Source organism: Flavobacteriaceae bacterium (assembly GCA_014075215.1).
Classification (GTDB): domain Bacteria; phylum Bacteroidota; class Bacteroidia; order Flavobacteriales; family Flavobacteriaceae; genus Polaribacter.
In genome coordinates this window covers 3,033,102-3,058,686 of sequence record CP046177.1, presented here as the reverse complement: position 1 = coordinate 3,058,686, position 25,585 = coordinate 3,033,102, and the positions used below count along the sequence as shown (strand labels likewise).

At 33.0% G+C, this 25,585-nt stretch carries 22 protein-coding genes, 3 tRNA genes and 2 pseudogenes; 3 read left to right on the top strand and 24 right to left on the bottom strand.

From position 1 onward, the window contains the following. Positions 1-111: 111 nt before the first annotated feature. Both GKR88_15210 and GKR88_15205 read right to left on the bottom strand, forming a co-directional pair. Positions 112-1,881, bottom strand: coding sequence for a hypothetical protein (locus GKR88_15210; GenBank protein ID QMU65499.1), 1,770 nt, complete (start codon positions 1,879-1,881; stop codon positions 112-114). After that, complete coding sequence (locus GKR88_15205; GenBank protein ID QMU65498.1) at positions 1,881-4,922, bottom strand: tetratricopeptide repeat protein; 3,042 nt, start codon at positions 4,920-4,922, stop codon at positions 1,881-1,883. Before GKR88_15205 ends, GKR88_15210 begins: the two co-directional genes overlap by 1 nt. 169 nt (positions 4,923-5,091) lie before the next feature. Here GKR88_15205 and GKR88_15200 point away from each other — a divergent pair, with 169 nt between their 5' ends. Then, the gene (locus GKR88_15200) at positions 5,092-5,763 is read left to right on the top strand and encodes an ATP-binding cassette domain-containing protein (GenBank protein ID QMU65497.1); all 672 of its coding nucleotides are present in this window, start codon (positions 5,092-5,094) and stop codon (positions 5,761-5,763) included. Here GKR88_15200 and GKR88_15195 read toward each other — a convergent pair. From GKR88_15195 to GKR88_15135, 13 genes and pseudogenes are all read right to left on the bottom strand, one after another. Further along, complete coding sequence (locus tag GKR88_15195) at positions 5,760-6,890, bottom strand: hypothetical protein (protein ID QMU65496.1); 1,131 nt, start codon at positions 6,888-6,890, stop codon at positions 5,760-5,762. The genes GKR88_15200 and GKR88_15195 overlap by 4 nt on opposite strands. Further along, positions 6,874-7,959 (bottom strand): glycosyltransferase, encoded by a 1,086-nt coding sequence (locus GKR88_15190; protein QMU65495.1) that lies wholly within the window; start codon positions 7,957-7,959, stop codon positions 6,874-6,876. The genes GKR88_15195 and GKR88_15190 overlap by 17 nt, the downstream gene beginning before the upstream one ends. A gap of 238 nt (positions 7,960-8,197) precedes the next feature. Beyond that, a tRNA-Arg gene (locus tag GKR88_15185) sits at positions 8,198-8,271 on the bottom strand. Between the two features lie 6 nt (positions 8,272-8,277). Next, positions 8,278-8,352 (bottom strand) — tRNA-Pro (locus tag GKR88_15180). A gap of 12 nt (positions 8,353-8,364) precedes the next feature. Beyond that, positions 8,365-8,450 (bottom strand) — tRNA-Ser (locus GKR88_15175). A 100-nt stretch (positions 8,451-8,550) separates the two neighbouring features. Continuing rightward, positions 8,551-8,742, bottom strand: a pseudogene (locus GKR88_15170) (ISAs1 family transposase). Positions 8,743-8,772: 30 nt separating this feature from the next. Next, a protein-coding gene (locus GKR88_15165; GenBank protein ID QMU65494.1) for an IS3 family transposase occupies positions 8,773-9,938 on the bottom strand; the annotation gives its coding sequence in 2 pieces (ribosomal slippage) (positions 8,773-9,674 and positions 9,674-9,938; 1,167 coding nt in all). A 29-nt stretch (positions 9,939-9,967) separates the two neighbouring features. After that, on the bottom strand, positions 9,968-10,318 hold the full coding sequence (locus GKR88_15160; protein ID QMU65493.1) for a hypothetical protein: 351 nt from the start codon (positions 10,316-10,318) through the stop codon (positions 9,968-9,970). A gap of 347 nt (positions 10,319-10,665) precedes the next feature. Further along, positions 10,666-10,926, bottom strand: coding sequence for a Txe/YoeB family addiction module toxin (locus GKR88_15155; GenBank protein QMU65492.1), 261 nt, complete (start codon positions 10,924-10,926; stop codon positions 10,666-10,668). After that, positions 10,927-11,175 (bottom strand): type II toxin-antitoxin system prevent-host-death family antitoxin, encoded by a 249-nt coding sequence (locus GKR88_15150; protein QMU65491.1) that lies wholly within the window; start codon positions 11,173-11,175, stop codon positions 10,927-10,929. Positions 11,176-11,211: 36 nt separating this feature from the next. Further along, entirely contained in the window at positions 11,212-12,195 is a 984-nt protein-coding gene (locus tag GKR88_15145) for a tyrosine-type recombinase/integrase (protein ID QMU65490.1), read from the bottom strand. Then, positions 12,185-13,144 carry a tyrosine-type recombinase/integrase gene (locus GKR88_15140; GenBank protein ID QMU65489.1) on the bottom strand — a complete coding sequence of 320 codons (960 nt, stop codon included), beginning with the start codon at positions 13,142-13,144 and terminating at the stop codon, positions 12,185-12,187. The genes GKR88_15145 and GKR88_15140 overlap by 11 nt, the downstream gene beginning before the upstream one ends. Positions 13,145-13,247: 103 nt before the next feature. Beyond that, positions 13,248-14,753 carry a hypothetical protein gene (locus GKR88_15135; GenBank protein QMU65488.1) on the bottom strand — a complete coding sequence of 502 codons (1,506 nt, stop codon included), beginning with the start codon at positions 14,751-14,753 and terminating at the stop codon, positions 13,248-13,250. A gap of 105 nt (positions 14,754-14,858) precedes the next feature. On the opposite strand from GKR88_15135, the gene GKR88_15130 reads away from it, so the two are divergent. Then, the gene (locus GKR88_15130; protein QMU65487.1) at positions 14,859-15,173 is read left to right on the top strand and encodes a helix-turn-helix domain-containing protein; all 315 of its coding nucleotides are present in this window, start codon (positions 14,859-14,861) and stop codon (positions 15,171-15,173) included. Positions 15,174-15,465: 292 nt separating this feature from the next. Here GKR88_15130 and GKR88_15125 read toward each other — a convergent pair whose 3' ends face one another. From GKR88_15125 to GKR88_15115, 3 genes and pseudogenes are all read right to left on the bottom strand, one after another. After that, entirely contained in the window at positions 15,466-16,239 is a 774-nt protein-coding gene (locus GKR88_15125; protein ID QMU65486.1) for a hypothetical protein, read from the bottom strand. 2 nt (positions 16,240-16,241) lie between these two features. Next, the gene (locus tag GKR88_15120) at positions 16,242-17,243 is read right to left on the bottom strand and encodes a hypothetical protein (GenBank protein ID QMU65485.1); all 1,002 of its coding nucleotides are present in this window, start codon (positions 17,241-17,243) and stop codon (positions 16,242-16,244) included. A gap of 822 nt (positions 17,244-18,065) precedes the next feature. Beyond that, positions 18,066-18,407 (bottom strand): annotated as a pseudogene (locus tag GKR88_15115) (hypothetical protein). Between the two features lie 149 nt (positions 18,408-18,556). Here GKR88_15115 and GKR88_15110 point away from each other — a divergent pair. Further along, positions 18,557-18,892 carry a helix-turn-helix domain-containing protein gene (locus tag GKR88_15110; GenBank protein QMU65484.1) on the top strand — a complete coding sequence of 112 codons (336 nt, stop codon included), beginning with the start codon at positions 18,557-18,559 and terminating at the stop codon, positions 18,890-18,892. Positions 18,893-18,906: 14 nt separating this feature from the next. Here the strand turns inward: GKR88_15110 and GKR88_15105 are convergent, their stop codons facing one another. From GKR88_15105 to GKR88_15080, 6 genes are all read right to left on the bottom strand, one after another. Continuing rightward, complete coding sequence (locus GKR88_15105) at positions 18,907-19,407, bottom strand: hypothetical protein (GenBank protein ID QMU65483.1); 501 nt, start codon at positions 19,405-19,407, stop codon at positions 18,907-18,909. After that, positions 19,376-20,368 carry a hypothetical protein gene (locus tag GKR88_15100; GenBank protein ID QMU65482.1) on the bottom strand — a complete coding sequence of 331 codons (993 nt, stop codon included), beginning with the start codon at positions 20,366-20,368 and terminating at the stop codon, positions 19,376-19,378. The genes GKR88_15105 and GKR88_15100 overlap by 32 nt, the downstream gene beginning before the upstream one ends. Before the next feature lie 880 nt (positions 20,369-21,248). Beyond that, on the bottom strand, positions 21,249-21,743 hold the full coding sequence (locus tag GKR88_15095; protein QMU66742.1) for an ORF6N domain-containing protein: 495 nt from the start codon (positions 21,741-21,743) through the stop codon (positions 21,249-21,251). A gap of 87 nt (positions 21,744-21,830) precedes the next feature. After that, positions 21,831-22,862 (bottom strand): tyrosine-type recombinase/integrase, encoded by a 1,032-nt coding sequence (locus GKR88_15090; GenBank protein ID QMU65481.1) that lies wholly within the window; start codon positions 22,860-22,862, stop codon positions 21,831-21,833. A gap of 19 nt (positions 22,863-22,881) precedes the next feature. Beyond that, a complete protein-coding gene (locus GKR88_15085; GenBank protein QMU65480.1) occupies positions 22,882-23,841 on the bottom strand; it encodes a tyrosine-type recombinase/integrase in 960 nt (319 codons plus the stop codon). 39 nt (positions 23,842-23,880) lie between these two features. Beyond that, a complete protein-coding gene (locus tag GKR88_15080) occupies positions 23,881-25,467 on the bottom strand; it encodes a hypothetical protein (GenBank protein QMU65479.1) in 1,587 nt (528 codons plus the stop codon). Between the last annotated feature and the right edge of the window lie 118 nt (positions 25,468-25,585).

The window sequence follows — 25,585 nt, the reverse complement described above, 5'->3', positions numbered from 1 at the left end:
CCGGAATAACCTGTTGGTTTTGAGGATTTAAAATTTTCGAGAAGGAAGAAATTTGAAGCCAAATCAATTTCAATACGGAATATATCACTATTTTGCAAAGGTCTCTATATATTAAAACCCGAATTTATAAGCAATTCCTGCCAGTACCTGAAAGCCTTGCACATTAAAGTTTGCATAGCGTTGGTAATTTGTATTTAGGACGTTGTTGAATTTTATATAAGCTGATAACATATCATTAAAGTGATACCCTCCATTTAAATTTAAGTCCAGATAGGAATCAAGATTTTGAATTCCGGTAATTGTTGATGGAAATATACTACTGTAAACCACATCTTTTCGGGTTCCTACAAAGAATAAATCGGCTCCGGCATACCATTTATCTTTTTTATATTTTCCGTAAAGAGCAGTTTCTATATCAGGTAAATTCCAAGCCTGTTGCTGGTTCGTCAGGCTGTAAGAATTTACTTGTCCATTCATACCTATAGTTAGCTTACTGGAAACGGGGACTTCCAGTTCGGCGTAAATGCTAAGAGTTTTTATATCGTCATAAAATACATTAAAAGAATTACCATATTCATACCCTAAAAGCGTAACATTACTCACAATAGTTGTTCCATCGGTTTTTGAGTTATTTCTGACAAATAAAGCTTTATCTTCCTCGCTTGTATAACTTCCTCTTATTCCGTAGGTTACGTTAGAAGAAAACTTTCCGTTAATACCTCCGAAGATATTGTACTGTTGATTTGTTTGCGTTATAAATAAGGTAGGGGATACGAAGGGATTTGTATCCGTAAAATTTTTGTAATTATTCATTTCCAAATCACCTCCGGCGCCCAGGTATAAATGAACCAACCCGGAAACTACAGGGTATGAGATCTCTACATCTGGATATGCAAAAAAATCAGTAAGGCTATTTTCCAGATCAAAAGCAGCATATAATTTTGTACCTAGTTTGATATTTAATTTTTCAACTTCAAACCGATATACCGGATTTATTTTAAAATTGAAAAAACGATAGGTCTCTTTGGCAGATCCGTTATAATTTCTTGCAAATTCTCCATCTAAATATTGTAAGGAAGTATTGATATTTAAAGGATTAAAATTTCGGCCGATACCGGTAAGCGGGAGTTCTAGTGCAGATGCTAAAGAAAAATAGATTTCTCTGCTTTTTAAATGATCTGTAAATAAATAGAGTGTAGTATTGGCATTTTCTATATAAGCATCTTTAAAAGCTAACTGCCCGTTTAGTTCAAAATAATTAAACTTTTGTGCCGGATCTATTGCATTAATGATTGCCTGATTAAACGGCCTAGCAGGTAATCCATACCAGTTATAGGCATTACATTCTACATCAAACCCTATTTTCCAATCAAAATAACGCTCTTCTTTCATATAATACGCACCCAGATTTAAGTTTCTGTAACTACTGCTTAACAAGGCATCTCTAACACCGTTTTCAGAAGAGATATATTTGGCATACAGGCCATACTCCGTATCAAATCTTGTATTGCGGTGTAAGAATATTTCAGCAAAAGGCGTTGAGTAATTTCCATAACCGGCGGCTATATAATTGTTGAAAAGGCGTTCTTTTACTCCCAGATCAATACCTTTTACAACACCACTTTTGGGAACAAACGTGGACGCTACAGGTGCAAAAGAAATGGTATACTTTAATTTTTTCTTTTGCGATTTTTCACTCAACCTGATGATAGGGCTTTTTTTAATTTTAAAAGCATCTGCTACGGTGGGAGTATAAGAGGTAGTAACGTTAATTACTTCTGTTTTTACAGTATCTTTGGCGACTTCTTTTTTTTCGTTTTTCTGGGCATTTATATGAAATGTAGTAAATATAACCCCTAAGATGAATGCAAATTTTTTCATTATTTTTTATTTTTTGGAGTTACTGAAATGTTTGTTTTCGCTTCGTTAGCTTTGATTTTTTTAAGTTCTTTTTGCGCTTCTTCAATAACGTCTTCAAATTGGCTAAAGTTTTTGATAATATTTTCCAAAATAAAAGTGGCCTGATATGGGTCTGCATTTTCAAGAGCGTAATAATTTTTAGCCATGATAATAAAGCTTTTTGATCCCCAGTATTTATAGGCAGAATAGTCTGAAATGACTTCCTGAATGACCTTGTTGGATTCGGCGTATTCTTTATGATAATTTTTAAAGAATGCACTGTAGTATAATGCTTCTGCTTTTAATTCGCCTCTTGCATTTCGTTCTACTTCTTTATAAAATTCTTCTGCTTTTGTATAATCGTCTGTTTTATAGGCAGCACGGGCAATAATGATTTTAGCATCATACTCTAAAGAGGTATCTATTTTGGTATTTTGCAATACCTTTTCAGCATAGGCTACGGCATTTTTATAATCATCGGCCCAGTAATATCCCTTCATTAAATTACTCTGTGCGTAGATGATGTTTTGAGGCAGGTTTGCTTCCGCTTCTAATCGTACTAATAAGGGAGTTGCATGTACCCAATCTTCTTTTTCTAATAAAATTTGTGATAATTTGTTTAACGTTTCTTCACTAAATTCGCTTTGCCCCTGATCAATTACATATTGATAATTTGGAATTGCTTGTTCTTTTTTATCGGTTTTTACTAAAAGTTGCGCTAGTTGAAAATTAGATTTCAAAGCATGTAAACCGTCAGGAAACGTTTTCAGGTATTTCTGAAATCCGGAAATTGCCGCATTTGTTTTATTTTCCAGAAATTTGTTTTCTGCGGATTCATACATAGTGTTATCTAATTCTGCATCTGATACATTCACAAATTTTATCGTTTTTACCCAAATAGCATATTCATCTACGGTTCCCAGTTCAATATATACATTTCTGGCACTACTCACAGCTTGTTTTGCTTCATTGGAGTTAGGATATTTAGCTACAATTTGCTTAAAGAGGTTAAGTGCTTTATCATTTTCATTCTCATTAAAATATAAAAGCCCTTTTCTTAATAGCGAGTTTGGATTGTATGAGCTTTTAGGAAATTCCGTAATTAATTTTTGGTAAAATATATGGGCATTGTCAACATCTTTTTCAATAGCGTATGTATTTCCTAACTGGAAATAAGCGTCGTCTTTTAAATTAGATGTTTGAAAATTTTTATTGAATGACAGTAGCTGATTGATTTTTTCGTTATTATTTTTTAGAAAACCATAGCTCATAGCAGATTGGTACTGTGCATAATCTGCTCCGGTGTCATAGGAATCAATTACTTTTTTATAAGTTTTTATTGCCTTACGGTAATCTTTTGTTGCAAACTCACTATCTCCTTTTCTAACAATGGCATCATCAGTTATGACTATATCTTCATTATTTGTAGCAATAAAAGCTTGAAAAGCCTTTGCGGCTTCACGGTATTTTTTTAATTTAAAATAACTGTATCCTAAATGATAGTCTACTTCTTTAAATTCTTCAACTTTTTTAGAATAAACATTCTTTTTAAAGGCGATGAAATCATCCAGTGCGTTTTGGAAATTTCCTAATTGATAATTGGCTTCCGCTTTCCAGTATTGAGATTTTACTGTAATGATCTTATCTGAAGATTTCATACCTGCTATAAAAAAGGGAACTGATTCGGGTAGTTTTTTTTCCGTAAATAGTTGTACACCTCTGTAATAAGATACTTCGTAAGTCAATTCTTTATTTTGCGCACTTTTGTTTTTAGCCAGATAGGCTAAAGCACCTATGTAATCTTGTTGGTATAAATAGGAAGAAACTACTAACTCATTTATTTCTTGATAACTGGGAGATTCGGGGTATGCTTTTAAAAAATCCTGCAACACTTCGGCTACACTTTTATAGGGGTTTCCTTCTTCATAGCTGAGTTTGGCATAGTTTAGTGCTGCATCTTCTTTAACGGTTGCATTGAAATCCATTTCGCTCGCGTTCTTAAATGCGTTTAATGCTTCTGTTTTTTTATCTAAATGCATGTAGCATTCTCCGAGATTATAGTATGCATTTTGCGAAACATTGTTTTTTGTATCAATAATTTTGTTGAAGTAGCTTACTGCTTTTTTAAAATCATTTTGCTTGTAATATACAAAACCCAATTGGTAGTAATCGGTATTGCTCCATTTTCCTTTTTTACCTCTGTATTCTTCTAAGTAGGGAATTGCTTTTTTATATTCTTTTAAATTAAAATAACTCTCTCCGACAATTTTTGCAATTTCCGACCGCTCTTTTGGTTTTGCTTTTTCTAAGAGTTTTAACCCGACTTCAATACATTTTTCAAATTTGCCGGACTTAAAGCTGATATCTAATAAGAAATACGTTACTTCGTTTTTATACGCTTCCTCATCTGCAAGCATATTTAAGGTTGTTTTCGCTTCTTCATAATCTTCTTGTTTATAGGCTATATATCCGTAATAATACCTCGAATCGTTTCCATATTTAGCATCGTTAATTAATTTTAAAAATCTGCTCTTGGCAGAGGTCAAACGCTGGGTGGTTAAAAGCGCATATCCCATTTTAAAATCCAATTCCTTTTTGTTGTCTTCAGATAATCCGTCGCGATTCGTTTTGGAATACCATTTAAGGGCATGAGCAGCTTCTCTGTTAGCAAAATAATAGTTTCCAACCAAAAAATATGCCTTGTCTTTTTTTGTGCTGTTAGGGTGTTTTTCAACAAAATTCAACACTTTTTTATCTGCCCCTGTCTGTTGCAACCGAATTGCACAAATAGCATCGTAATAATCGGCTTCGGCTTTTAAATTGGTTTTGTCTTTTAGCTGTTTGGAAACCTTTATAAAATTCTTTTGAGCTGCAGCATATGCTTTATTATTAAATAGCTTTACCGCATGATTATAGTCATTAAATACATTTACATCAATATCTGATTGCTGACTAAAAAAGAGGTTGGGAAACAGCATCGTAATTAATACAAATGTCGAAGAGTTTAAAAAAAAACGTTGCATTGATATCATTTTTTGATTATTGATTATAACGTCTAATTTTTATTTTTGTTGAGTAAGGCTTCAAAAAAATGAGTGATAAAATATACCTTATAATTCAAATATAGAGGAAGGTAAGAAGATTTAGGTTATTTTTTTGATCAAAATTTATGTAGGTTTGTAAAATAATCTTATGGAGAATTCAATCTTACACTTAGAAAATGCAGATATTTATCAAAGAGATAGTTTGGTCTTGTCCAAGGTGAATTTAACGATAAAAAAAGGGGATTTTTTTTATTTAATAGGAAAAACAGGAAGCGGCAAAAGCAGCTTAATGAAAACCCTTTATGGAGATTTGGCATTACAAAGAGGTATAGGTTCAATCGTTGGATTTGATTTAAAGAAACTGAAGGAAAAAGAGATTCCTTTTTTGCGAAGAAAGATTGGAATTGTTTTTCAGGATTTTAAATTGCTGAATGACAGAACTGTTTTTGACAACCTTTCATTTGTTTTAAAAGCCACCGGCTGGAAAAATAAAGAGGATATAAAGTTTAAGATTGAAGAGGTTTTAGACCATGTAGGTATGAAAACCAAATACTTTAAAAAACCTTTTGAGCTCTCGGGAGGAGAACAACAGAGGGTGGCTATTGCCAGAGCATTATTAAATGATCCTGAGCTAATTTTAGCAGACGAGCCTACCGGAAACCTGGACCCTAAAACCTCTTTGGAAGTAATGGAATTACTAAATGGTATTCATCAAAGCGGAAAAAGTATTTTAATGGCAACGCACGATTACCAATTAATTGTTAAGTTCAAGCAACGTACAATTAAATGTGAAGGAGGAAAACTTTTTGAAGTCTCTTAGGGCTGTTCAAAAATAATATCAATTATTTTCCGAGCTCCATTTATGGGGTTCCATTTTTCCAATAATTGCATTCGCTCGCCTATAACAGCACTCGTAAAATTCAGAGTAAATAATTTTTTGGTTTTCGCCAGAAATTCTTCTTTGGTATTCGCCAGTTCACAAAGACCTTCCAAGCCGGTATCTTCCACCATAAACGTATTGGCAATTATAAACTTACCTCTGTACAATGTGTTTAGTAATTTAAGCTTAATTCCTGTTTTTTGGAATGTAGGCAATGCATTGACATGTGCATTATCTAGCAATATGGAAAGATCTTTCTCCGTATTAATTTTTGAAAAAGAAATATTTGGAAACTTACGGATTTCATGCAGCAGTTTTTCATTTGTATAACTGCTCGCAATTACCAATTTAAATTTGGAGTTCTTATAAGTATCGATTAAAAATAAAGCAGCTTTTACATTTTCAGAAACGAGTACATTCCCATGATATAAAATATGTACTCCTTTTTCTGTGGTGTACTTTTTTCTTTGGACATCGTGAAACGCAGGAATATACGTAGAGTGATTCCCTATTTTTTTATGAAAGTATTCTTGTTCAAAAGGTGAGATGGTAAATACTCCTTTTACATTTTTTAAAATGTTTTGATATTTTTTTAATTTTTTTGATTCTCGCCTAAAGAATTTTTTTTTAAAAATATTGGATTCGCTCTCAGACAATCCTCTGTAAAATCGGTGTTCTATATTGTGTGCTCTTACAAAGATTTGTTGGGTTGTCAATTTGTTTTCATATACGGGACAGGTGGTATGCAGGCCCTCAAAAAGAATTGGAAAATGATGCGTATTGAGGTTGGCAACCAGTTCGGCATTAGCTCTGCTTTTTACAATGAAAGGAGCAGCAGATAAGAAGCTTCTTGTAAAAGAATTCCGTTTGTAATAAAACACTTTTTTGCAATATTTCTTCAGTATTTTTTGTTGTTTTCTTCCATATTCAAAAGTATGTAGATAGATATCTATACCCAATTCAGCCAGTGTTTTTATTTTATAGAAAACATCCACTACCCCTCCATAATCAGGAGGATATGGAACATCAAAAGAGACGATATGTAATTTCTTATGAGAGATGTTCAAAAATAAGAATTAATTTCTCCTTTTCCATATTCCAGTTTAATTCCTCTTTTGCTTTTTTCAGAACATTGGTATATTTCGGTTTATCTATGGAAAGAAGTAGGCTTGCTAGTTTTTCAGAGCTTCTTTCTTCTAAAATTTTACCTACACTATATTGAGCTACTATTTTTTTCATTTCCGGTAAATTTGATACAACTACAGGAATTTCAGCATGTATATAATCAAACAATTTATTTGGTAGCGCATACCTGTAATTCAAGCCCATATCTTCTTCCAGGCTGATACCAATGTCGGCAAGGGGAGTTAATTTTTTTAGCTCCTCAGGAGATTTCTTTCCTAAAAAGAAAATTTTATTTTCCAAACCTCTGTGGGCAGTATCTTCTTTTAAAGTAGTGAAAATATCACCATCACCAATAATCACCAATAAATAATTTTCCAGTAATGGCATTGTATCTATTATTAATTCTAGTCCGCGACCTATGTTAACCGCACCTTGGTATAGAATCACTTTTTTTGCATTTTTTTCAAAAGGAAAAACTCCGGGTTCAATAGTAAAAACTTGTGGAAGGTTTCTAATAACATTACACAACACACCGTATTTTTTAGTGTAAAAATCAGCAATGGCATCACTTACTACCATTACATTTTTCAGATTTGGAAATAATATCTTTTCAATTCCCAACCAGCATTTTTTAATCAATGGTTTTTTAACCAGCTCCGGAATCTCGGTAAATAATTCATGGCTATCATAAACAAGTTTCTTTTTTTGCAAAATACTGACGAGGTAGTTTGCAGGGAGCGTGTCAAGATCATTTGAAAACAGGAGGTGTTTTTTCTTACCTAGTAAAAAGAAAAATAATCGGATATTGTACTCTGCATAAAATAAAAACGAGCTGTTAAAAACCAATGAAAATCGCTTGGTTTGATAAGCTCTGGAAACCGGATGGCTATTTTTTAGCTTTCTCCCCACCAAGAGTACTTCATATTTAAGGGACAATAATACATCGCAAGTTTTAGCAACTCGTTGGTCGGTAATTAAATCATTTGTTACGGAGACAATAACTCTTTTCAAGAAGATATGTTTTAGAAGCAATATAGAAAAGAAAACCCACTCTCACCTGAAAAGAGCGGGAAATTTGCTATGAAAAAGTTATGGGTTATAATTATGAACTCTTATTCCTCCTGTCATTTTTGCCGCGTTTTTGACACCAAAATAACGCCTATTTTGACTTACTTTAGCATACGAAGATAATAAAAAAAGAAAAATAAAACCCTCAGTAATTAAGGGCTTTTGAGGCTTTATGGGCTTGTGATCGCGATAGGATTCGAACCTATGACCGTCTGCTTAGAAGGCAGATGCTCTATCCAGCTGAGCTACGCGACCCTTATGTCGGGGTGGCAGGATTCGAACCTGCGACCTCCTGCTCCCAAAGCAGGCGCGATGACCGGGCTACGCTACACCCCGAATGCAATTTCCTGGCGGAGAGACAGGGACTCGAACCCTGGCGACGAAAAACGTCGACAGATTAGCAATCTGCTGCATTACCACTCTGCCACCTCTCCTGAATTTAATATCGAAGTATCGATAAAAATTGCGAATGCAAATGTAAGGTTAGAAAAACAATCTTGCAAATGTTTTTACTATTTTGCCAGGGCAAACGCATTAAACTTTCATAAGATTTAGCACTTTAATGAGGTAATGATTATCCCATCCAGCCTTTAATCTCCTGCTTTTGACACCAACCTTAGATGCTTTTTCATTTTTAAGAAGATTAAGCGCAATTTTGTTTAGAATAGAAAAGTTTTGCGCAGCATTATCTTTTCTTTTTCTAGAAGCATCTTCTTCGAATGCAACTGGATATGCAACAAAAAATGGTACAAAAAGTTAAGCTACATTTTTGATTTGATATAATTTTTCAAATTCGATGATATTTTTGTAACCAAGAGCAGAATGTCTTCTGTATCTGTTGTACCAAGTTTCTATGTATTCAAAGACTTTAATTTGAAGACTTTTGTTGGATATAAACTTATTGTCTATCATTAGTTCTGTTTTGATTGTTTTAAAAAAAGATTCAGCTACTGCATTATCCCAACAGTTTCCTTTTCTACTCATACTGGGTGTTACATGATAACTTTTAAGGATATTAACAAACGCATGAGATGCGTATTGTACACCTCGATCAGAATGAAAAATCATACCTTCACAAGGCATTCTGTTGTTTACAGCCATTCTCCATGCAGCAATGATAGTTTGTCTTGCTTTGAGTCCATTGCTCAAAGACCAACCAATGACTTTACGATCAAACAGGTCAATAATTACCGTTAAGTACAGCCATCCTTGTGCAGTCTTTAAATAGGTAATATCAGAAACCCATTTCTGTGCAGCAGCGGTAGCTTTAAAATCTCTATCCAATACATTATCAGCTACTGGATATTGATGCTTAGAATCTGTCGTGACAACAAATTTCTTTTTACGAACTGCTTTAATCCCGTGTTTTTTCATCAATCGTGCTACCCTAGACCTAGATACTTTAAACCCTTTAGCTTTGAGTTCCTCTGTAATTCTAGGACTTCCATAAGTAGATTTACTTCGCTCACAGATACGGTGAATCTCAGAGAGTAGCATACGATTTTTTCCATCTCTATCTGATGGAACATAATTCTTACTCCTGTAATAACTGTTTCTACTAATTTTAAAAATTTTACACATCTTCCCAACCGGATATTCTCTACTGTAATCTTTGATAAATTTCAATACTTCCGATCGCTCTTGGAGAAGATGCTCACGGCATTTTTTAAGATATCCCGCTCCATGGTAACATCCTTGAGCTGTTTACGTAATCGCTCTAACTCTTTCTGATCTTCTGTGAGTTGTTTGACGCCATTACCGCTAAAAGCTAAATCAGGACGCTGTTCTAATTCTCTACGCCATCTGTAAATAAGATCTGCACTGATTCCCAATTCCATGGCAATCTGCTTTGTGTTACCTCGTACATTGCTTAATTCTACTGCTTTAATTTTAAACTCTTTACTGTATTTTCTTCGTTTCATATGGTTAAGTTATTTTAGATAAAATTAGCTTAACTCTTTGTCACTCTAAATGTAGCAAGTCCAGAACCTTCTGCAATGAATGAATAATCATTTTTAATCGCTCCCTTTTTAGTCTTCTTATCTCGCCATCGTCTTGTTTTTATATGTAGATAAACTGCTTTACCGCGTATGGGAAAATCTTGAATCTGTTTACTGCTAATAAAACCTTTGGACTCATAATTACCCTTTGAGTAACCCTCTGGTAGAATATTCTTCTCTTCTAAATAAATGTGAAAAGCATCCTTTTTAACTGAAATATCTCCTAATTCTTCAAAAAATACAATATCAAAATGAAGTAATAAATCTTGAGGGAGGATAGATGCTAATAATTCTAAATGCATCGTCTTTTTTTATGCATCTAAAATAATCAATCCCCATAAATTGTCGTTGACCCATTATAAATCCTTTAGTTTATGGTTTAGTTCCACTGTGAGCGTTGAACTAGCTGGCTATTTTACATAATGGCTTTATGGCGACCTTAAGGCGGCATAACTACTATTATGTAACATAGCTTTGGGTAAGTTTTTATCCATTAGATTTTTTTAGGCAACAGCTCTTTGCATTTTTCTTGCAATGTGCTGTTATGAGCGTTGGCGCATAAAAACTTACATTGTGGTGGAGAGCGGAACAAAACAAAAAACAGAGGATTTTGAGGAACGAAAAAACTGGGTTTTGTTTTGTGGGGATTTTACTTTCCGTAATGATAACGACAAGCTGCAATCAAGATTTGTTCTTTTTCGTATTTATAAACCAATCGATGTTCTGATGTTATTCGCCTTGACCAATAACCTTGTAAATCGCCTTTTAAAGCTTCGGGTTTTCCGATGCCTTCAAAAGGTGTTCGCATACAACTTTTAATGAGTTCGTTAATTCGTTTTACTATTTTCTTATCGACTTTTTGCCAATACAAATAATCTTCCCAAGAAGATGTAGACCAAGTTAATTTCATCTATTCGATTAAGTCTTTTTCTATACCATTTCCTGCCTCCAGTTCTTTGATAGAGTTTAATAAAATATCTCTATTCTTTCCTGTTAACAAGTATGTAGTTTCCTTTAATGAGTTGTATTCATCCAATGATATTAAAACGAGGTCTTTACCGCTTTTACGCTTAATAATAATGTCGCTTACATCATTGATTACTTTGTCGAACCAATGCTTTAGATTTGAACGAAAGTCTGTATAATTTACTGTTTCCATAATACAAATATACAAAAAGTACTTAATTAAGTATTTTTAATTGATTGGATGATACTTATTAATATCTTCTTTTAAATCTTCCAAGTCGTTGATTAAATAACTTTCAGTTGAACTAACGTAACGATGTCCTGCAAAGTATTGTACTTCTCGAAGATTGTAAACTTTCAGCCAACCAGTAATTACCGAAGCTCGTATTTGTTTTACACTTTCAACTTGCTTGTTTTGTTTGTGTAATTCTTGCATCAGCTTTTGCATTACATTCTGTAATTTTAAACTGCTTCCTTGGGTTACAAAAAATAAGTCGGTTTGCTTCTTGGTTTGTTGTAAAATGGTTGCTCTTGTTTTGAGTTGGTACTCCATTAAATCAAGGATTTGGTGCGCTTCCAGTTTTAGGGTTCTTTCGTTGCTTCTGCGATTGCCTTTTGCAAAGATTTTACCTTCTCGTAGCTTTACATCTTTGATTGTTAAGTTTTGTAAATCGTTGGTGTTTAAGCCTTGATAAACCAATAGACTTACTATAATTTCATTTCGCTTTTTTGATAGGCTTTCACTCTGTAAATTCTTATAATCGAAGTAGAGTTTTTCAAGTTCCTGTTTGCTTAAAATGTTGTGTAGTACTTTCCGCTTTATACCTTTGATTTGGACGTTCAACGTTGGATTTTCTGCAACAAAACCTAATTCCTGTAAGTAGTTGTAATATTGCTTTAAACTGGCTAAAATCGTCTGTATCGTGATTTGCTTGACCTTTCCTTTTTTGCTTTGTATGTAATGTGTAATGTCGTTATAACTTACTGCTTCTTCTGTGATGTTTTCTTTATCCAACCATTTTTTAAACAGTCCGATATCTTTTAGATAACGTTCGCCACTTTTAATACTGTAACCTTTTTGAAGTAGGTATTTTATAAATTCTGGTTGGTCTTTTTCGTTTTGTAATCGTCGTAATAATTCCAGTTCTGCATCTTCTGTAATCTTCTTTTTACGTGTTCTGCTGTCTTTGGTTTTTCCTAATTTAATGGCCATTATCTTGATTGATTAAATGAGTATATACTTGGGTTGATTCTAAAGAGTTGTGCCCTAAAAATCTGCTGATATTTTCCAATGGCATTCCGTTTGAGAGTAGATGTGTAGCGATGCTATGGCGTAAAACGTGTAATCTAACATTCTTTTCCTGTAGCTGTAAATCGTCTGTTCTTTGTTGTAACAATTTTAAACGTAACGACATACTTTGTGAGGATAGTTGTTTACCTCTTTCATTAATAAAAAAAGCACTTTCCCGTTTGTCTTTGAGTAGATTTATTCTGCCATCATACACGTAATCCTGCAGATATTTTGAGTTGGTTTTATTAAATGGCACTAACCGTTCCTTATTGGCTTTTCCTTTTCTAACGTGTAATATTTGTTTATCAAAATTTATGTCGTCCACTTGTAAATGATAGCCTTCGTTTCTTCGTAGTCCACAACCATAAAACACCGTTAACATTGCACAATCTCGTAATGCAATAGATTCAAAATGCCATTCGGGTCTTGTATGCTTGATGTTCTTGGGATAAAGTTGTGTGGCTTTGTAAAGTTGCTGTATTTCCTCTGTGGTTAGGGTTTCTATATATTTGGTATCGTCATTTTCCCAATCAATATTTAAAACTGGTAATAGCATTCTACCGCTTTGGCGTAAGTAGTCTGTAAACTTGTAAAGTGCTTGTAAATGCTTGTTTAGACTGCCATTGCTTAATGCACCACCTTTTCTTTCGTTACTGCGTTGTTTTAAGTTACTGTAATGGTCTTTGATTAATTGGTTATCGAGTTGATTGATGTTGTTGATACCATTCTGCTCCAAGTAGTAAAACAGTTCTCGTATGTGATTTGGCAAGTTATAAACCGTACTTTCTGCATAGCCGAGCATGTCGAGCCATTCCCTAAAACTCTTTTCGATGTACCGGAAGCTTTCGTTTTTTAATGGTAATTTTTTCATAAGTGGTATTAAGTATTAGGTATTGGGTATTAGGTGTTGGAGTAGTGAGATTTTTTTACGTCCACTTATCCATTTTCGTGAACTTTGCGAACCACTTGTTTAATTAACTGACTTTCTTTGATTTACGTGGTTCATTTTTGGTTTGAACCGCTTTTGAACTACTGAACCTCTTTAATTCTTCTAAAGTTTTATCCAATACACTGTTTATCTGCTTTTGTAGTTGATTGTATTCGGTTGTACTGACGATTTCGTAATGATAACCTGTGGCTTTTTTACCTTGTACTTTCTTGATGTAATAACCGATTTGTAATTGTAGATTATAGCGTTTTTGGTTGCTTGGGTTGATACGTAATGCTTGTCGTATTTCCCGATTGGTAAATTGTTTTTTCTTTTTGCTTTTGAGATAACTTTTAAGATTTTCAAGATAATTTCTACAACTTCCGGTCAGTTCATCGCTTTTTCTAAGTAACACTTCTTTTAAGAGTTCATTGGCATTGGCTATATCTTCTAATGTAGTTTCGATATAGATTTCCCCTGTGTCTTTGTCCACCTGCTGTTTTCTTTGATACTGATAATAAAAGGTAATCGCTTCAATAAATTGTAAATAGTGATTGTTGGTTCTTCTGGGTTTAAATACGGATTGTGGTAAATTCAGTTTGTTGGCGTATGGATTTCTAATGGTTACAGGTTTTAGTACTCTCTGGGTGTTCTGTAAAAATTCCTGTATCTCTTTTTGCTCGTAAGTGTTGATTTCGCCTGCTGATAATTGGCGTTGATACTGCATGATTTTCTCGTCTTGTTCCAGGCTTTCATCCAGGTAGAGCAAAAAGCTACGGTTAGCATTGTCTTCATAAATCTGCTCTTTGGTAGTACATCCTGCCACACAAACAGGACCTTCTACCACTAAATATTTGGTTTGCGTTTCGCCTTTGCTGTTTTTACCCGCTATGGTCTTTACAATACGCTTTTTGGTCTGTAATTCTCGTAATGGATATAAAGCATTTTCCGATAATGTCGTTATACTCACTCGTTCTTCTTCGGGAATCAGTTCCCCTACTTTTTCTTGTAAATGTGTCTTTCCTGTACCAGAGCTTCCAAGACTTACAACGTGTAACGGTTGTTCTCGTTTCCTACTGGTAAAGATGATGTACATTAACAATCGGCCCTTTTCTTCGCCAATTACTCCACTTTTTCCAATGAGTTCGTTTGTTTTGGTTAATAGGTCTTTAGACCTTAAAAAGGTTTCCGCTTGTTCGATTTCTTTTTCAGTGAGTTTCTTAAATTTTGGCTTTAGATGTTCTTCTTTGCTTTTGATCTCTTGTAAACGGTACTTTTCCAGCTCCTCTGTAAGGGTTGCAAATGAAGCTGCCAGTAGACTTGTACCGGTTTCCAGTTTTTGGGCACATTTTCTGATAAACTTTTCCAACTGGGTATCGTTGTATAAATCCAGATTGTGGCGTACCCCAGGACGACTACTCTCTCTCAAAGCTACTTTGAGCGTACAGCGCATTCTGTCCAGACCTTCTAACTTTATACCCCCTAAAACCGTTAATTGTATGATATCATTCTCGTAAATTAGCTGGTCTGTGCTATCGGTTTGAAGTTTCATAAGAATACATTTTTGTTATTTATCATGAAAATGATTACAAAACAAATTATACATTTTTGTTTATATAGTGAAAACCTGTATCTTTGCTGATATATTCTTGGGTTTATGACAGCAAAAGACACGCATTTTGCCACTATTTTAAAGCGGATTCGTAAGCAAAGAGGTTTATCTCAACAGCAATTAGCGGATATGACAGGGGTAAAAGTAACGCAAATTTCACGATATGAGATAGGAAAGGTAACGCCCAATCTGGAGATGGCCATTAAGCTCTCCAATGCTCTGACGTGTTCTCTGGATGTGTTTAAAGGAAATGACCCCCAAGGAGTGAGTGAGTTTGAACTACTGGCTAAAAAGGTAAAAACACTCAATACGGACAAACAAAAAGCTGCCCTGGTACTTATAAAGGCGTTGCTAAAGTAACCGGAACTTGGAACTTTAAACACGGAATTTCAAAAACCACCGCCCTAAAACAACAGACGATGGTTTTCTTCTAAATAACCCCAATAGTTTTTTTACGCTTAATCTGCAAACTCACAAGGAACTTCTATCTCTTGTGTACCGTTAAAGGTATCTATGGTTTTGGTACAGTTTTCTTCCGTGTAACTGCTCAATGTTAAAATAGCTATTGCTAAAATGATGAGTTTTTTCATAATTTTTTTTATGGTTGTAATTTCTTTTTTACTACTTGATAGCATCACTATTACAAACTAAGCTAGCGCGCTTGGTGTGAAAATAATCTTAGCGCAAATAAAGAGTAATCAAAATACTCAGTATCTATTTTGTCAAAATATTTCTCTAGATTTATTAATAATAACTTTGTCTTTTTAATCGAAAAGTTATCAGCACAAACTATTTTGACTTTACCTTCTTTATAAATAAACCATAAAACACTTAGCTTTCTAGGTTTAGGTATTTCATCATTAAATATCTTTTCAAATTCATTTAATTGCTTGTAAAAAATGCTAGCGCTATTTTTATTTCCAAGAAGTGATATTTCTTCTTTAAATAATTCAAATTGAGATAATATTACTTCATTAGAAATTTTTTCTTTACTTGATAATTTAGCACAATTAAAAATAGGTTTAGCAAAATTACTTAATAAAATATTACTGTTTTTTTTATTAAAAAGATATTCAAAAAAAGTAAATTCAGAAAGTAGGATATTTTTTTTGCCTCCATTTGAATAAAAAACTTTTGATTTTTTAATGGTTGAATCATAGTTAACTAAAACATTGTTTAAATTTAATATTTTAAAGCTTTTAAAATTTGAAGTTCGCTTAGACCATTTTATCAGATTCTTAATATCATTATTCTCTTTTGGTTGAGAATCAAAATAATCTAATGAATAATTTGAATATTGCTCGTCTAATAAATTTTTATCAAAAAGTAAGTCATCAATAAACACTTTATAATTAAGTAAATTATATAAAATCATTAAAATTAATAATGAAAAAAATGCTATTAATATTTTAAATTTATTTTTCATTACTAATTTTTTAAAGAAGGTGAAATATTAATTAGACTACGTCCATTTAAAAAATCTCTAACTAAATGAATGTCTTCTAAAGTTTTAAATTGTATTCTAATTATGTTGGAACTATAATTACTGTGTCCAAGCATTAAAGTTCCCTTATCTACACCGTTAAGTACACTTCTGTGTTCAGAAAGACCATAAGAGATTTTATTAAAGGTTTTATTTGCAGCATTATATTGAGCTCCAAATATAGCTGCTTCAGCGAAAATTACTTCTCCTCCAATTTGTATAGTATAATTAAAACTACCTCCAGAATTTATCATATTAAAACCTCCTATTACTTCAAAGGATTTGGGTTCGTAATCATCCAAATCTTGAGAAGTATACATATCAGTTTTTCTCTCTATCTTTTTTGTAGGCGATAAGCTCAAATCTCTTTTTGCTTTAAATATATTATCAACTAATCCGGGTCCTTTTGCTTGATAATAAGAATTGGCATCTATATAAGAAAGAACATTTGTAATACCTATTTTAAACTTAAACCAATCTAAACCTTTTAAATTGTCATTTAAATAACTTTTTACATCACTTAGTGATGCACCTATATATGTTTCTCCAGCTTTTGTTGTTTGCTGATTTGTTGCATTTGGATCCCAATAAATACCATCTTCACCTTTAACCCAATCCCAACCTCCATCAGGATCAACTCTAACAATAGAGTTATTACTCATCCCTAAATAAGGAGATGCATGTTGCCCAGCAGGATCAGTATTCAACCACCGCCCAATTCTGCTATCCCAAAGTCTTAATTGAAACGCTTCCTTCCCAGTTTCAGGGTCTTTTTCTTGTCCTTGATACGCATATCTATACGGTTCTCCATTTACAATTTGTCTATTCGGCATTGGCATCCCAAAGGAAAAGTAATCTGATACATTTTTTTTGGTAGTTTGCTCTTTTTGAACCGGTATCCCCTTACTGAGATAAAAATATTGATATGTACCGGTGCTTGCTGTCATAGCCGATGCTAAGATATAAATTTTTTTTGATTGATGATTGGTTAATTAGTTATTGGTTAGTAATTCCTGGCCCCCGAAGCCCAGCCGTTTTACCAAACTGCCTCTGTTCTTCGGGGACTCCCTTATCCTCCTATTTATACATAATTTACATTCTAATACAGGCTCATCATTAGTTATGATTTAATGGTATTCGCTCTGTAGTTAGAATGTAAATTATGTAAAATAGTCCCAAGCTCCTTGCTGCCTGAGCGCACGGTGGAACTAAGATTGATGATAGTAGCTATGATTTAAAACAGGATGAAGACTACCGCCACCTTTCGCCGGCTGGCTCGTTCGCTAAAAAGGTACACTGTACCTTTTCTTAACGCTCCGCCCTTCAACAATTAAATATTTAGTTTGGGTTTCGCCTTTGCTGTTTTTACTGGCAATGGTTTTTACAATCCGTTTTTTAGTTTGTAATTCTCGTAATGGATACAACGCATTTTCTGCTCCGTCTAAATCTTCTATTAATATTACTTTGTTTTTAAGTTCTTGTTTTCCAAAATAATAAAAAGCGTTTTCTGATAATGTAGTAATGCTTACTCGTTCTTCCTCTGGAATGAGTTCGCCTACTTTTTCTTGTAAATGTGTTTTTCCTGTTCCGCTACTTCCTAAACTAATAACGTGTAAAGGTTGTGCTTGTTTGCGTTGTGTAAAAATAAGATACATTACTTGTCGGTTTATTTCTTCGCCAACTACGCCAGATTGTTCTATTAATTTATTAGTGCTTTCTAAGAGATTTGGATTCGATAAAAACGTTTGAGATTCTTCTAATTCTTTTTTAGTAAGTTGTTTTACTTTAGGTTTTAAATTTTCTGTTCTATTCTTAATTTCTTGCAATCGGTATTTTTCTAATTCTTCTGTGAGTTCGCTTAAACTTGCTGATATTATTGAAGTTCCTATTTCTAACTTTTCTGCAACTTTTCTTATAAATTTCTCTAATTGTGTATCGTTGTATAAATCAAGATTATGCCTTACTGGTGGTCTACTACTTTCTTGTAACTGTACTTTTAAAGTACTTCTCATTCTGTCTAATCCTTCTAATTTTATTCCTCCTAAAACTGTAAGTTGTAGTATTTCATTCTCATAAATTAATTGGTCTGGATTATTAGAATTTAGTTTCATAAAAATATTTTACTGTTCATTTATTACCCAAAATTACAACTTATGACTAATTAAACAAAATATTTATTGCTTTTTTATATCAATTATGAACGGTATATTTGTAAATACAGTTATTTAACTACTTTTTAATACCATATTTGACTTTATATATGCAGAGTTTTGGAAAAAAATTACGAGAATGTAGAGAAGCTAAAAACCTTTCGCAATCGGCTTTAGCTAAATTGCTAAATACCAATCATTCTATTATTGGTAAATATGAGCGTAACGAAGTGAAGCCAACTATTGATGTAGTCAAAAAATTAGCAGAAGCTCTTGATACTAATGTTGGGTATTTACTTGGGGAAACGGATAATTTAAACGTGCTTAAAGATTCTTCTATGCTTAAACGTCTTAATGATATTGCAAGTTTCTCTAAACAAGAACAAGAACATATTTTATTTGCGCTTGATGCTATGATTACTAAAATTAAATTGGGAAGTATTTAAAAGGAAAGAAGAGCCTAAAGCTCTTCTTCCGTTAATACATCCATACCTGTTTTATTAATTGTTTTATCAGGATTTCTAAAAAAATTAAACCATCCTGTTTTAATTCTTCTTGTAATATTTAATAACGAAACTTCTTTTTCAAGTATTTCTCCTGACTTTAATAATATTTTATCTCTATAATTACCTTTTAAAATTACTTCAAATAATTCTAAAAGATTACTTTCTCTAAAATCATTGGAACAAAACTTACAGCCGCTTATATAAAATTTATGATGTCCTTCTCTTCTAAAAACCGCTGTGATAGTTTCATCAGGATTAGATTTAGATACAACAATCACTTGAAATTCTTCTATTAAATTTTCTAATAAAACAGAATGATTTTTAAAATCGATTTTCTTTAAAAGACGTAGAGCATTTGCGACATCTTCATTTAAGTTGTATGTCGCTAATCCATCTAAAAAAACATCAATTTTTTCTTTACTATTAAAAACCTCCTTTGAAAAATCTTGAACCATTATTTCTAAAACCTCCTAATAAAATGTGATAATTACTTCCGCTACCAAAACTGAAGTTTATGTGAGGAACTTTTGTTCCTGGTGATACTCCCTTTAAAGGTAGCCAATGTTTATGTGCTTGGAATCTAAATCCACCTATTTGAAAACCAGATAAATATCTTTTTGTTGGGCTTCCTCCAAATGTAAATAATGATTTATGTCCTACATCTCTTAAAAACCTAGAACTTCCAAAAAGATTCCCTGCTTTCTTTGTTACTAAAGCTAGTGTAGCTGTTTCTGCTAAACCTCCTGTAAACCGTCCTCCATAGTATGCATATTCCGCATTACCAAAGTCCGTCTCATACAACCAAGCTGCTGTTTGTACATTACTTGCTACTTGTTCGCTATTAACTAAAAGCCCTTTTCCTGGAACAGCAGATATCATAGCCTGTCCAAATAACTGTCCTTTCTTTATTTGTTCCCAACGAGCAGAACCATAATCTTTCACTCCTTGCCAATATAAACCACCACTAAAAGGAACTTCACCAGAACCACCAAAAAGAGTAGACATACTACTCAAATACTCACTAGAAGCTGTGTCTGTACCTACCCAAGTAAGCCCTTCAATATTTGCACTGCCTGCGTGCCACTCCAATTCTCCTGTTTCTTTATTTACATACCAATCATCTGCTTTCGCTCCATCAGGGTCAATTTGATTTACCCAATTATTTCCCATACTCATATATGGCGATGGATATTGTTGTGCTGGGTCTGGCGCCATCCATCTATTTATTCTTGGGTCGTATAATCTCAACTGGAATGCAACTTTTCCAGTCTCTTGGTCAAGCTCCTGACCTTGATAGTTATATCTATACGAACTTAACACATTTTTAGAAGCAGTTTTGTCATTTTTACTATGAACTACTTTTAAAAAATTTGATTTTTTATATGTTAGTTGTTGGCATCCCATTTGAACACACAATATATAAACTTTTGATTGATTCCACGCTCCAAAAATCCAGTTTTATCGTTCCTCAAAAATCTCTGTATTTTCTCCGCTTCCTTTCCCTCGATATTGTAACATAAAACGGGTTATAATACAGTCGCTTAAATCCTTACTTCGCCCAAACTGTAAGTTATAACCAGTTTTATGTTAAATACTCCCTTTCTCATTTCTTCCATCGCTTTTGCTTACTCGGACGAAGACTAACGCCTTTCAGTTGTTTCATTTTAAAACTTGTCGATTTTCCTCGCTCCAACATCCTCTAAATCGGCAAGTTTTAAAACGTTTTATTTTTGGTGGAAAAAGAGGTGGCTGATGCGTGGATTTCCCACCAAAAATAAAATGACTTGTTTTTCACACAGTTTGCGATAGCAAAAAATTAAATAGCATTCGTAGTGCGTGAGCGTTGGAAGTAGCGTAGGCATTGGCAGAAGTGGCTGCAAAAAGCGTGGGCGATGTTGGCTATTTTACATAATTTACATTATAACTACGAAAAAATAAAAAAGCAGCGTTAGCGTACCTTTGAAGAAGTTTTTTGTATTATAATGCCAATTATGTAACTTAGCTTGGGGTAATTTTTATGGCGGATTTTTTGACTTTTAGCCGATGGCACAGCTTTTTGGTTTTTTATATTTTAAAACGTAAACGCCGTTTTTGTAAATACATTTATCAATTTTATTGGAAATTTATTTATAAAAATGTTCCTCTTTAAAATATAAAAAAACAATGTGCTGGTTTTGGCGGTGGCTCAAAAAATATGACCTAAAAATTACTTTGGCGGCTGCAAGGAAGCAAACAAAAGATAGAGGGTGCTGAAGAATGAAGCAACTAGATTTTGTTTGCGCAGATATTTTCCTTTTTATTTTTTATAACCAATTTTAGTTCGTGGTTTTTCTTCTGGCTTGGATAATAAACGTTGCAATACTTGATAAATCTCACTAAACTGTTCGTTATATGAAGATTCCATTTGTTGTATTTTGCTCATTATTTCTTCATAATTGTTAGCCAGTTTTCGCAGTTCAACAAAGGTTTCTATAATTTGCACACTCATTTTTACAGCTAATTCACTATTTAAAACGCTTGATAACATTAAAATTCCGTGTTCTGTAAATACAAAAGGTGGGTATTTAAAATGAGCTCCTTGTTTTAAGGTGCCTATTTGGCTCCTTAACTCTTGGTTTTCTTCTTTAGTTAATTCAAACATAAAACTTAAAGGAAAACGCTCTATATTTCTCCTTACTTGTCTTTTTAACTGCTTTGTTTCTACTCCGTAAAGCTCTGCTAAATCTCTATCTAACATTACTTTTTGACCTCTGATGACATATATTTTATTGATGATTACTTCGTCTGGAATAGTAATTTTATCCCTCATTTTTTTAATTAATTTGGTTTGTAAATCTACCGTTTAATCTTTAAGGTCACAAATTGAAATCTTAAATATTTATTCGATTGGATGATACTTATTAATATCTTCCTGTAAATCTTCTAAATCATTTATTAAATAACCTTCAGTTGAACTAACGTAACGATGTCCTGCAAAATATTGTACTTCTCGTAAATTGTAAACTTTTAACCAACCAGTAATTACTGAAGCTCGTATTTGTTTTACACTTTCAACTTGCTTGTTTTGAAGGCGTAATTCTTGCATTAGTTTTTGCATTACATTCTGTAACTTTAAACTACTTCCCCTGGTAACAAAAAATAAATCAGTTTGCTTTTTGGTTTCCGATAGTATTGCTTGCCTCACCTGCAAGGTGTATTCCATAAAATCCAAGATTTGATGCGCTTCCAGTTTTAAGGTTCTTTCGTTACTTCTGCGACTGCCTTTTACAAAGATGTTGCCTTCTCGTAAGTTTACATCTTTAACAATTAAATTTTGTAAATCGTTTGTATTTAATCCTTGATAAATAAGTAAGCTTACTATAATTTCATTTCGCTTTTTTGATAGACTTTCACTACTTCGGCTACGCTCAGTACAGGTTTCTAAATTCTTATAATCAAAGTAGATTTTTTCAAGTGCTGGTTTGCTTAAAATGTTGTGAAGTATTTTTCTTTTTATTCCTTTTATTTGAACGTTTAATGTTGGATTTTCTTTTACAAAACCTAATTCAACCAAGTAGTTGTAATATTGCTTTAAACTTGCTAAAATAGTTTGTATTGTAATTTGTTTTATGGTTCGACCTTGCTCACCACAGGCCTTTGTTTTTTTGCTTTGTATATAATGTGTAATGTCGTTATAACTTACTGCTTGTTCTGTAATGTTCTCTTTTTCTAACCATTTTTTATAACGTTCAATATCTTTTAAATAACGTTCGCTACTTTTAATACTATACCCTTTTTGAAGTAAATATTTTATAAATTTGGGTTGGTCTTTTTCGTTTTGTAATCGTTGTAATAATTCCAGTTCTGCATCTTCTGTAACTTTCTTTTTACGTGTTCTGCTATCTTTGGTTTTTCCGAGTTTAATTACCATTTTTTCGTAATGATTTGATTTATTGCGTGTCGAGGCTCTCGACTAAATGTGTATACACTTGTGTAGATTCTAAAGAATTATGTCCTAAAAACCTACTGATATTTTCTAATGGCATTCCATTGGAGAGTAAATGTGTAGCAATACTATGACGTAAAACGTGCAAGCGTACATTCTTTTGTTGTAATTGTAAATCGTCTGTTCTTTGTTGCAATAATTTTAACCGTATAGACATACTTTGTGCTGTTAATCTACTTCCTCTTTCATTAATAAAAAAAGCAGGTTCTCGTTTGTCTTTTATTAAATTAATTCTGCCATCAAAGACATAGTCTTCTAAGTATTTTAAATTCGTTTTATTAAATGGTACTAATCGTTCTTTATTGGCTTTTCCTTTTCTAACGTGCAAGATTTGTTTATCAAAATTAATATCATCTACTGTTAAATGATAGCCTTCATTTCTGCGTAATCCACAACCATAAAAAATAGTTAACATTGCGCAATCTCGTAAGGCTATTGCTTCAAAATACCATTCTGGTCTTGTGTGTTTTATATTTTTAGGATAAAACTGTGTAGCTTTATAGAGTTGTTGTATTTCTTCTGTCGTTAAAGTTTCAATCTGTTTGGTATCATCATTTTCCCAATCAATATTTAGAGTTGGTAATAGTATTCTTCCTGTTTGGCGTAAATACTCTGTAAATTTATACAATGCTTGTAAATGTTTGTTTAAACTGCCATTACTTAATGCTCCACCTTTTCTGTCATTACTTCGTAATTTTAGATTGTTGTAATGTTCTTTGATTAATTTATTATCTAATTTGTTAATACTATTAATCTTGTTCTGTTCGAGGTAGTAAAATAATTCTCGTATATGATTTGGCAAGTTATAAACGGTACTTTCTGCATAACCTAAAATATCCAACCATTCCCTAAATGATTTCTCGATATACTGGAAGCTTTCGTTTTTTAACAGTAATTTTTTCATTGCACTTATACCTTTTCGAGGAACATAGGAACGATTGACCTAACTCGCTCTTTTTGTTGTGGTTGACTGTTCCATTTTGGTTTTGGAACGCTTTGGAACAATGGAACGTTTGATATTGTTTAAGCAATCATCTAAAACGGTTTGTATTTGTGCTTCCAACTCTTTGTATTCCTTTTCGTTGGTTATTTCTAAATGATTGATTTTTGTCTTTTTATCAGCTATTTTTTTAATCAAATAACTATCCATCAATTGTTTGTGGTAACGCCATTGTGTTGTTTTTGGTAAACGTAATTGTTTGCGTATTTCCAATGCTGTAAACTGCTGCTTCTTTTTGCTTTTTAAATACGCTTTTAACAACTCTAAATAGTTTCTGCAATTTCCTGTGAGTTCATCACTTTTACGAAGTAAAATACCTTTCAATAAAGTGTTTGCATTTTCTATATCTTCAATACTTACTTCGATATATTCTTCGCCTGTTTCTTTGTTGTAGTGCTTCTCTCTTTGGTATTGATAATAAAATGTAATAGCTTCTATAAACTGTAAATAATGGTTGTTTGTTCGTCTTGGCTTAAATACTGTCTTTGGTAATACTAATTGTTCTGCATAAGGATTGATTACCCTAATTGGCTTTAAAACTCGTTGCACGTTCTGTAAAAACTCCTGTACTTCTTTTTGTTTATACATATCTATTTTTCCAGCAGATAGTTGACGTTGGTAATCCATTATTTTTTGGTCTTGCTGTTCGCTTTCATCCAAGTAGAGCAGGAAGCTCCTGTTTGCGTTGTCTTCGTAAATATGTTCTTTGGTAGTACATCCTGCTACACATACCGGACCCTCCACTACCATACACTTTGTTTTGGGTTCTTGCGAGTTTGCTCTTTTAAGTGGAACAAGTTTTACGATGCGCTTTTTGGTTTGTAATTCTCGTAAGGGATAGAGGGCATTTTCTACGCCATCTAAATCTTCGATTAAAATGACCTTGTGTTTTAGTTCTTGTTTACCAAAATAATAGAACGAGTTTTCTGATAAACTGGTCAGGCTGAGCCTGTCTTCTTCTGGTATGAGTTCGCCAACCTTTTCTTGCAAGTGTGTTTTTCCTGTTCCGCTACTTCCTAAACTTATTACGTGTAATGGTTGTTCTTGTTTACGTTGTGTGAAAATGAGATACATTACTTGTCGATTTATTTCTTCGCCAACTACTCCAGATTGTCCAATTAATTTATTGGTGCTTTCTAAAAGCTTTGGGTTAGATAAAAATTCGACTGCTTTGTCTATTTCCGATTTGGTAAGCTGTTTTACTTTGACTTTTAAATCTTCTGTTCTTTTCTTGATTTCTTGAAGTCTGTATTTTTCTAATTCTTCTGTGAGTTTTGATAAAGAAGCTGCTATTATTGATGTTCCTATTTCCAATCGCTCCGCACATTTTCTGATAAATTTCTCTAACTGTGTATCGTTATACAAATCCAGGTTATGGCGTACCGGTGGTCGGCTGCTCTCTTGCAACTGTACTTTTAGAGTTACCCGCATTCTGTCCAGTCCTTCTAATTTTATTCCGCCTAATACTGTTAATTGTAATATCTCGTTCTCGTAGATTAATTGGTCTGTATTGGAAGTTTCGAGTTTCATGAAAAAAATTTTATTGTTACACTTTGGATACAAAACTAAACAATATGTTCTTTTTAAACAAAACTTTTGGATTTGTTTTTATCCAAACGATACTGTATTTTTACCAAAACCTTTACAT

Coding starts and splice junctions, on each gene's coding strand:
- GKR88_15210 (QMU65499.1), bottom strand. CDS start 1,881: ATGAAAAAATTTGCATTCATCTTAGGGGTTATATTTACTACATTTCAT.
- GKR88_15205 (QMU65498.1), bottom strand. CDS start 4,922: ATGCAACGTTTTTTTTTAAACTCTTCGACATTTGTATTAATTACGATG.
- GKR88_15200 (QMU65497.1), top strand. CDS start 5,092: ATGGAGAATTCAATCTTACACTTAGAAAATGCAGATATTTATCAAAGA.
- GKR88_15160 (QMU65493.1), bottom strand. CDS start 10,318: ATGCATTTAGAATTATTAGCATCTATCCTCCCTCAAGATTTATTACTT.
- GKR88_15155 (QMU65492.1), bottom strand. CDS start 10,926: ATGAAATTAACTTGGTCTACATCTTCTTGGGAAGATTATTTGTATTGG.
- GKR88_15150 (QMU65491.1), bottom strand. CDS start 11,175: ATGGAAACAGTAAATTATACAGACTTTCGTTCAAATCTAAAGCATTGG.
- GKR88_15145 (QMU65490.1), bottom strand. CDS start 12,195: ATGGCCATTAAATTAGGAAAAACCAAAGACAGCAGAACACGTAAAAAG.
- GKR88_15140 (QMU65489.1), bottom strand. CDS start 13,144: ATGAAAAAATTACCATTAAAAAACGAAAGCTTCCGGTACATCGAAAAG.
- GKR88_15135 (QMU65488.1), bottom strand. CDS start 14,753: ATGAAACTTCAAACCGATAGCACAGACCAGCTAATTTACGAGAATGAT.
- GKR88_15130 (QMU65487.1), top strand. CDS start 14,859: ATGACAGCAAAAGACACGCATTTTGCCACTATTTTAAAGCGGATTCGT.
- GKR88_15125 (QMU65486.1), bottom strand. CDS start 16,239: ATGAAAAATAAATTTAAAATATTAATAGCATTTTTTTCATTATTAATT.
- GKR88_15120 (QMU65485.1), bottom strand. CDS start 17,243: ATGACAGCAAGCACCGGTACATATCAATATTTTTATCTCAGTAAGGGG.
- GKR88_15110 (QMU65484.1), top strand. CDS start 18,557: ATGCAGAGTTTTGGAAAAAAATTACGAGAATGTAGAGAAGCTAAAAAC.
- GKR88_15105 (QMU65483.1), bottom strand. CDS start 19,407: ATGGTTCAAGATTTTTCAAAGGAGGTTTTTAATAGTAAAGAAAAAATT.
- GKR88_15090 (QMU65481.1), bottom strand. CDS start 22,862: ATGGTAATTAAACTCGGAAAAACCAAAGATAGCAGAACACGTAAAAAG.
- GKR88_15085 (QMU65480.1), bottom strand. CDS start 23,841: ATGAAAAAATTACTGTTAAAAAACGAAAGCTTCCAGTATATCGAGAAA.
- GKR88_15080 (QMU65479.1), bottom strand. CDS start 25,467: ATGAAACTCGAAACTTCCAATACAGACCAATTAATCTACGAGAACGAG.